This window comes from Acinetobacter sp. RF14B, assembly GCF_006864105.1.
GTDB classification, from domain to species: Bacteria; Pseudomonadota; Gammaproteobacteria; order Pseudomonadales; family Moraxellaceae; genus Acinetobacter; species Acinetobacter lwoffii_C.
Genome location: NZ_SMTB01000030.1, coordinates 21,858 through 28,510 on the forward strand (window position 1 = coordinate 21,858; position 6,653 = coordinate 28,510).

The 6,653-nt window shown below is 40.0% G+C and carries 8 protein-coding genes; 2 read left to right on the forward strand and 6 right to left on the reverse strand.

What is annotated here, in order from left to right:
* Window positions 1–110: 110 nt before the first annotated feature.
* The 6 genes from E2K52_RS06465 to E2K52_RS06490 form a co-directional block, all read right to left on the reverse strand.
* Entirely contained in the window at window positions 111–1,154 is a 1,044-nt protein-coding gene (locus E2K52_RS06465) for a YqaJ viral recombinase family protein (protein WP_151204331.1), read from the reverse strand.
* 143 nt (window positions 1,155–1,297) lie between these two features.
* Complete coding sequence (locus tag E2K52_RS06470; RefSeq protein WP_151204332.1) at window positions 1,298–2,344, reverse strand: DUF932 domain-containing protein; 1,047 nt, start codon at window positions 2,342–2,344, stop codon at window positions 1,298–1,300.
* A 111-nt stretch (window positions 2,345–2,455) separates the two neighbouring features.
* On the reverse strand, window positions 2,456–2,755 hold the full coding sequence (locus E2K52_RS06475; protein WP_032051719.1) for a hypothetical protein: 300 nt from the start codon (window positions 2,753–2,755) through the stop codon (window positions 2,456–2,458).
* A gap of 119 nt (window positions 2,756–2,874) precedes the next feature.
* Entirely contained in the window at window positions 2,875–3,255 is a 381-nt protein-coding gene (locus tag E2K52_RS06480) for a hypothetical protein (RefSeq protein WP_151204333.1), read from the reverse strand.
* Window positions 3,256–3,266: 11 nt separating this feature from the next.
* On the reverse strand, window positions 3,267–3,845 hold the full coding sequence (locus tag E2K52_RS06485; RefSeq protein WP_151204334.1) for a hypothetical protein: 579 nt from the start codon (window positions 3,843–3,845) through the stop codon (window positions 3,267–3,269).
* Between the two features lie 19 nt (window positions 3,846–3,864).
* Complete coding sequence (locus E2K52_RS06490; protein WP_087540846.1) at window positions 3,865–4,125, reverse strand: hypothetical protein; 261 nt, start codon at window positions 4,123–4,125, stop codon at window positions 3,865–3,867.
* A gap of 684 nt (window positions 4,126–4,809) precedes the next feature.
* On the opposite strand from E2K52_RS06490, the gene E2K52_RS15195 reads away from it, so the two are divergent.
* Together E2K52_RS15195 and E2K52_RS06500 are read left to right on the forward strand one after the other, a co-directional pair.
* On the forward strand, window positions 4,810–4,956 hold the full coding sequence (locus tag E2K52_RS15195) for a hypothetical protein (protein WP_171478816.1): 147 nt from the start codon (window positions 4,810–4,812) through the stop codon (window positions 4,954–4,956).
* A gap of 156 nt (window positions 4,957–5,112) precedes the next feature.
* Entirely contained in the window at window positions 5,113–6,258 is a 1,146-nt protein-coding gene (locus tag E2K52_RS06500; protein WP_151204335.1) for a hypothetical protein, read from the forward strand.
* The last annotated feature ends 395 nt before the right edge of the window (window positions 6,259–6,653 follow it).

The following is a 6,653-nucleotide window of genomic DNA, read 5'->3' on the forward strand; positions in this document are numbered from 1 at the left end:
TTGTTTGTTTAAAAATGAAATTGGTATAAAAAAATCCCATGCTCTTTGGCATGGGATTTTTAGGTTAATTCGGTGTTTTGCTTATGAATTAAACTTAGGCTAAATCTATTTCAATCAGCATCGGCATAGATGTTGAAACGTCGTGAACCTTGCTTAGTTTGTGGAAATTGATTGCGATACTCAGGATGTGATTTAAGTAAAGCTTTACTGTCTAAGCTGATCGAATCTTTAGCCTTTTTCCACGTCACTGAACCTGTCATAAACACGGCCCGTTCGGCATTTTGCATTTTGGCTTGTAACTGATGTTTCAGCAGATCAAATTGCTCTTGATGCTTTTCGATTTGGCTTCGAGCTTGAAGCAGTTGCTCAAACTGTTGATTGGCCTGCTCATCCTCAGATAGATCCGTGGTACTGAGAGGCACATGTTCTGGATATAAAAGTTGTAAGGCTTTGGCTGCCGATTCACTGGCATCCGCTTCAGGTGGGGTATCCTTTTCCACACACTCCCAGAAGTAACGCTCAGCATTGACGATGTGCTGAATCACCGATTCACTGCGTGTCACTTTAAAGATTCGGGTTTCATGTCCACAAATCAGTACGCAGATATGCGCTGCTTTCTTGCCTGTCACTGCCAATTGATGTTGTACCTGACACAACACGTATAACGGCACACCATCTCGCCAAAGCTTGGCCCCATATTCTCCCGCGGTCTTACACTCTAATATCTGCACATCGGCATCACCTACCACCGAATAATCCAAGTTAGCCAACATGAAATGCTTATCTGGATCAGGATGTTGTAATACGGCATTGACCCGACGCACTTTGTAATTGGTATGCATGCTGTAGTATTCAGCAACCAAAGGTTCAAGTCGTTTGCCCCAATACAAGGGTGCATGGCCTTCACTTTCACCTTCAATATTTTGTTGAATCCGTCCTGTTTTGATCATCCATAGTTCAAGCATTGACATATAAGGATTGAGGCCACAAGCTGCGGCACAGTCACTACTGCCAATGCCTTGCCGGCGCACTTCCAGCCATTCCGACTGACTTAGGTTTTTAGTCTCCACAACGCGTTTTGGATTAGTTGGATTAGGGCGATGAGCGTGGATATTTGTTCGAGTAGGATGAGGTTGAATTAAAGCTGAGTTCATATAGATGTCCTTTGATTATTAAATTTTAGGCATAAAAAAAGCCACATCTGGAGATGTGGCAAAGAGGTATTTGAGTTCAAGGAGATTTACAGGATCATATTGATCTGATGTGATTATCTTAAATCTGAAGTCTGAATCTAAACTTAAACAATCAAACGCAACGCTTGTTCAAGTCCACGTTGCTTTAATGCCGCTCCCGCCCCAAACCAAGCAGAATCCAGTCGATGATCCTGACTCATGGCTCGACGTTCGTGATCACAAAATTCCGTAATGGAACACAGTAAGCCATAAGCGGTATCTTTGGCTGAACTGAGTTCTGCCCCACGGCCATGTCCATTAAACATAGTCATGACCTTAGACATCGCTCGGCTATTCGGTTCAGTCTTATTGTCAGCTTTATTGGATTGGCTTCCTTGCGCTTCCACATTGCGATAAAACTGAATAATACTGTCATCCTGTTCTGTTGGACTCAAACTGGTATTGTTAAACACTGCATCGAAGTAAGCAGCAGCTTCTTGTTGGGTGACTTTACGTTGACTGAGCTGTTTCATTTCATACATGTGTTCATTCCATGCTCGTACTGAAATCCCCAATTGCTGTTTAATCTTCTGCGCATCAAACTTGGTACTGTGTGGCACTTTGACTACGCCTGCACTTGAGCTCTGTCCTTTTAAAGCAATCGCTAAAGTGTTGTTACAGACAACACGGATTGAGGTAAATTGCGCCGTGGTGGCTAAGGTGCCATCACATCCAGTGGCTAGGAGAATATATCCATTGCTGACATCCTTGCCCTTTAAAGCAGAAGTCTGCCCTGTTTTGGCTAAAGCCCAGAATTTCTTGCCACCTTTGAGTACGCCTGCGGTTTCTAGTTCAAAGCCTGATTGTTCAGTCAAATCTCGATAAAATTCTAGTATCTCTCGGGGTTGGACTTCCTGATAACGTTGACTGACTACCGATAAAGGGGCATACGTATCAGAACGGTATAAAACCCGTTGTTCTTCATAGGGCATGATGATGCTTTGCCCACGCTCGTTTTGCGCCATATAGCTGACATTGGAACTTTCAATCTGCCAGTCCATGCCTGCCTGTTTGGCCCAGACTTCAATCGGTTGATTGGGTGTCAGTTGATTACCCAAACCATGCCAAGGGGTTTGACCGACATAAGCCATGTTTTCAATTTGATGTGTCATTGTGAATATTCCTAAAATAAAAGTGAAAGATTTAAAGATGCAGAAATGTGCTGTAAGGGTTTAAACAATCCATCTATTTAAAGATGTAATTGTGTAAAGTCTGAGATGCGATTACGGCATCCATGCAAACTGTTGTTGGCAATCCAAGCAGACATACTGCTCGGCATTGCTGTAGTACTTCTCAAAGCAATATTGGCTGACGACGACTAAGACGCCACCGATGACCACCCCGACCGTGGCGCCAATAAAAGGTGAAACGCCTGCTTTTTTTGCGACCTGCATACCAAACATCGCCATCTGTGTTGGTGAGATACAGCGTTGTAACTGTTCAAAATAGTTAAAGTTGGCGTTGCCTGAATCGGTCTGTCTGACATGGCTAGACTGACAGTAGGGACATTGAATAAAGGACATTGATATTCCTTGTGAAATGAATTCAGTACGAAGAGTTGAATTAAGGGCATAAAAAAACCGCATCCCTTAAGGACACGGTTTGATTTAGTTTTTGCTTTGTCGTTGAGAGTCGAAGGCCGTTATTGAAAGCTATAGCTTGCAGTGCCTTTGTCAGTTTCGACATCAACACGCACTACATTGTCATAGCCACAGCCTGTTAATTTCAGTCTTAAACGCAGACCCATTTTAAAATGCTGTGGATATTCCAAAGATCGACGATAACCTTCATAACTGCATTCACCGTTGTTGATCAGTACATTGGTAACATCAATCGGATCTGCACTGTTAGAACGGATCGTTAATACCGTAGCGGATTGATTTTGGGCATACCAGTTACTAGTATCTTTGACATCTAGTTCTACCGTAAATGTATTTGGATCAAGGCCAGAACTGCATCCACTCAACAACATTCCTGTCGTTGCAGTTACTGCGAGTAGGATGGGTTTAAAAAATTGCTTCATAAAATTCATCCCTAGCAGTAGTTATAGCTCACGCCATAATCGCCTGTGTTTAAATCAATACTGACCAGATGGATTTCACAGTCTGTGCCATTATCAAATTTATAGACGTAGTAACGATTACCTGCCTGCTCCGATTCCAATGCACCATGTTCCTGCAAGCTGAAGTCTTTCACTGATTTGCCTGTATCTTTTGCGGCTTTAGCAAAGACATAGCGTTGATACTTGTCTATGTTGTCCTGCTCAAACTGAGGCAGTTCGTCATAAGGCAGCATCGACAGTAATGTATCGACAGACTTTAAGTTTTTATCAAACTCAAAGCTTAGCAATTCAGGTTCATGGTCTGCTGGACTCAGACTTTTGCTTCCCGTGGTCAGTTCTTTGACATCGATCCCGTCCACTTCTGCCGCTGCAATCTCAGTTGATGCGGCAGAAGTGGCGGATTCTAAAGGCTGTGCAGAGCTGGCCTCAGAAGTACTGGCTTGAACCGTTTTTTCAGTTACATGTTTGGGGCTAAAGAAATAGAAGCCTGCAATGCTGATCAGAGTCAGCGCTAAAATCGCAGCCAAGCCCAATATGGTTTTTTGGTTCATCTCAAATGCTCCCCCGTCTTTAGTTGGGTACAGTGACTTGACCATTCTGAGCATTAAAGTGAACGAAGCGTGGACAACCACCCTGAAAGTTCACCGTGAAATTACGCCAACCACGGTTGCCCGGATTGGTTTTATACATGCACTGATACACTCCACCACCCAAATTGCGAGCCTTAACAAAATAGGCTTCGCTGGCTTGTGCAAACCAGCCTGCCTGCGTCAATGATGCGCCTGTAAGCAGTGATGAAATAAGGGCAGTTTTTAGGAAGGTTTTAAACATAATCATTTTTCTCTTTTTATAGGCATCACCTGTCTTGACTAGACGCAGTGCTCCCCATGCATGAATGTTGGAATGAATATCTATGTTTTTTTGAAGTGTTATAGACGATAAAGCACACGGATCTATGACCCTCAAAACAGCATGAGAGATTCATCTTCATATCAGTAATATGTACTTAAAAAAGTTTTATTCTTAGAAAGGCATCGACACAGCTATGCATTGACTGCACAGCATCAGGTCTAATCACCCAATCGTACAAACATGAAAAAAGAGAAATATAAAAGACGGTTTTGATGTAAGCGCATGGCGTACTCCTTAGGTAAAAGAAGTTTCACCAAATCACTGCTAAATGATGGTGGCGAAACAGAAGACGGGTTAGCAGACTGATACCTAAGAAATCAGCACGTCCGAAGACGTCCCCCCTCCCGTTCCGCCGCAGAGGGGGTACGTAGGGATACCCACCAAAAAGTTAAACTTTTTAGTGTACTTAGGTAAATGGGTCTGCTAAAACCCGCTGACGATGTAGGTCAGCAGGCTAAGGATAATCTGCGGATTGTAGAGCGTCAAGCAATCAGCTAATACGTAAAAATTTAATGTTATATTGCATCATTTGTAGTATTGAAACCTTAGCTCTTTTTCTGCATATTAATCCAACTGAAATTTTTTAATTAAGGGGGATTAAATATGAGAAAAGATCTAAATCTTGAACAGCAAGAAGCAGATTATCAAGAAGCTCGCGAACATCAGATTCAGGAAATTATGAAATTGGAAAATTTAACATATGAAGTTGCAGCTCAAAAATGGCAAGACCTTTATAGCTCAGTTGAATAATAATCAACAATAGCCCTACTATCTAGGGCTTTTTTATGCCTTCAACTTTTAAAAACACACGGCGTTAACGCCTTTTTTATTCATGAGCTCCTTACACACAAGCTAATGACTTTTAAACTAAAATAGTTAAGTATGTACAACTATTGAAGCCCGATTATGCGTATTAAACATAAACAAAAGAAGCCAGACACTGTAACAGACCAATTTGAAAAACTAGACAGACCAGATGCAACTGAAACCGATCTAAAATTAGCTGAAAAAAATTTTAGAGCTTTTCTAAAAGAGATGTCATTACAACAAAGTTCCAGTATTTCTGAACTGCACCAGATCAAGACCGCTTATAAAGATATAATAGAAACCAAAATACTTACCCAAATTGAAATTGTGTATTCAGGTAAAAGCTACCCCTACAATTTTCTAAATATTAGAGGTACATTAATCCCAGACTACTTGCATAAAGAAATTTTCCAATGCAACTTTCTCGATGTAGAGATAATGCGTGCAGGTACATACAATTCCAAAAATAGCATTATCCAATTATTTACAGGCATAGTTATAATTTTTTCGACTTGTATCAAATCAATTTTAGTAGAAGTGGTTGATCCGACAATTACCATAGAAGCGAGCTTACAACGCTGCCAAGAAATTATTGATACATATGAGGAAGACCGTCATAAGTCAATACTTTCTATTTTCGAGTATCTAGTAAAAGCCATAGACATATACGAAAAACTTGATTTGCTTGATTCCTTTATCGAAGATCCAGAGGGTGCTAAAAAGCAATACAAAAATGAGCCTTGTTTTATAGATAAATTAAAGTCTTATCGCGAATCAATGTATATAGATTCAGGCATTCACTTAGAACAAGCTATAAATGAATGTATTGCGCTTGGTCTTTTTAAACAATACCAAAGATCTTCGACATCAAATAAAAAAATAGAGAATATACCAGTTATATGTGAAGGACATACTTTGTTAAACAATACAAAGTTACTTAAAAAACTAAATGGTTCATCATTAAATATTGAGGGTAATTTAAAAAAGAAACACAATTTTGAAGCTATTGATCACAAAATTTTAGAACTTCTCAAGCAAGACAAATTCAAGAATAAATATAAAAGCAAGAATGCAGCTGCTGAGAAAATAGCAGATGAGATTGCAAAGGAAATTGAGGTTTTCATGAATAATGACCGAAACCACAATAACCACAATCAGTACATTAAGCTAGAGAACTTACCAACCAGAATACTTAAACTCATCAACAAAAATCCTGACCTTTACGAGCAAATAATCCATAAGTAACTGATTTTAATGTTGAATAAGTTTTTTTAAATTACTTGGACGGCTCATTATTAATTTTTCAATCAAGTGTAAATTTACTGTCATTGGATAGTGTCCTTTCTGCTTCAAGGTAGCTATTCAATTTAATGGGCTTTTCCCATAACTAATCCAAAATTTAGGACAGTAAGTATGTACACCGCAATATTTAAAAAACCTTCGGGTTCATCGCTTAATCAAAGTATAAAACCTCGATCAGGCCGAGCTTCTGGATTAAGGATAATATTACTATTAACCCGAATCGCGGATAAGAAATTAACTTGAAAAATAGGAGGACTAGAGCCATCAGTTGAGTTACCACACAAAACCCACAACTCTAGTCCCGATGTTCAATAGTACCGAATTATTCTGTGTAATTG

What these genes read in the sequence shown, in the direction of transcription:
- E2K52_RS06490 (WP_087540846.1), bottom strand. Translation starts at nt 4,125, where the DNA reads ATGTTTAAAACCTTCCTAAAAACTGCCCTTATTTCATCACTGCTTACA.
- E2K52_RS06500 (WP_151204335.1), top strand. Translation starts at nt 5,113, where the DNA reads ATGCGTATTAAACATAAACAAAAGAAGCCAGACACTGTAACAGACCAA.
- E2K52_RS06465 (WP_151204331.1), bottom strand. Translation starts at nt 1,154, where the DNA reads ATGAACTCAGCTTTAATTCAACCTCATCCTACTCGAACAAATATCCAC.
- E2K52_RS06480 (WP_151204333.1), bottom strand. Translation starts at nt 3,255, where the DNA reads ATGAAGCAATTTTTTAAACCCATCCTACTCGCAGTAACTGCAACGACA.
- E2K52_RS06485 (WP_151204334.1), bottom strand. Translation starts at nt 3,845, where the DNA reads ATGAACCAAAAAACCATATTGGGCTTGGCTGCGATTTTAGCGCTGACT.
- E2K52_RS06475 (WP_032051719.1), bottom strand. Translation starts at nt 2,755, where the DNA reads ATGTCCTTTATTCAATGTCCCTACTGTCAGTCTAGCCATGTCAGACAG.
- E2K52_RS15195 (WP_171478816.1), top strand. Translation starts at nt 4,810, where the DNA reads ATGAGAAAAGATCTAAATCTTGAACAGCAAGAAGCAGATTATCAAGAA.
- E2K52_RS06470 (WP_151204332.1), bottom strand. Translation starts at nt 2,344, where the DNA reads ATGACACATCAAATTGAAAACATGGCTTATGTCGGTCAAACCCCTTGG.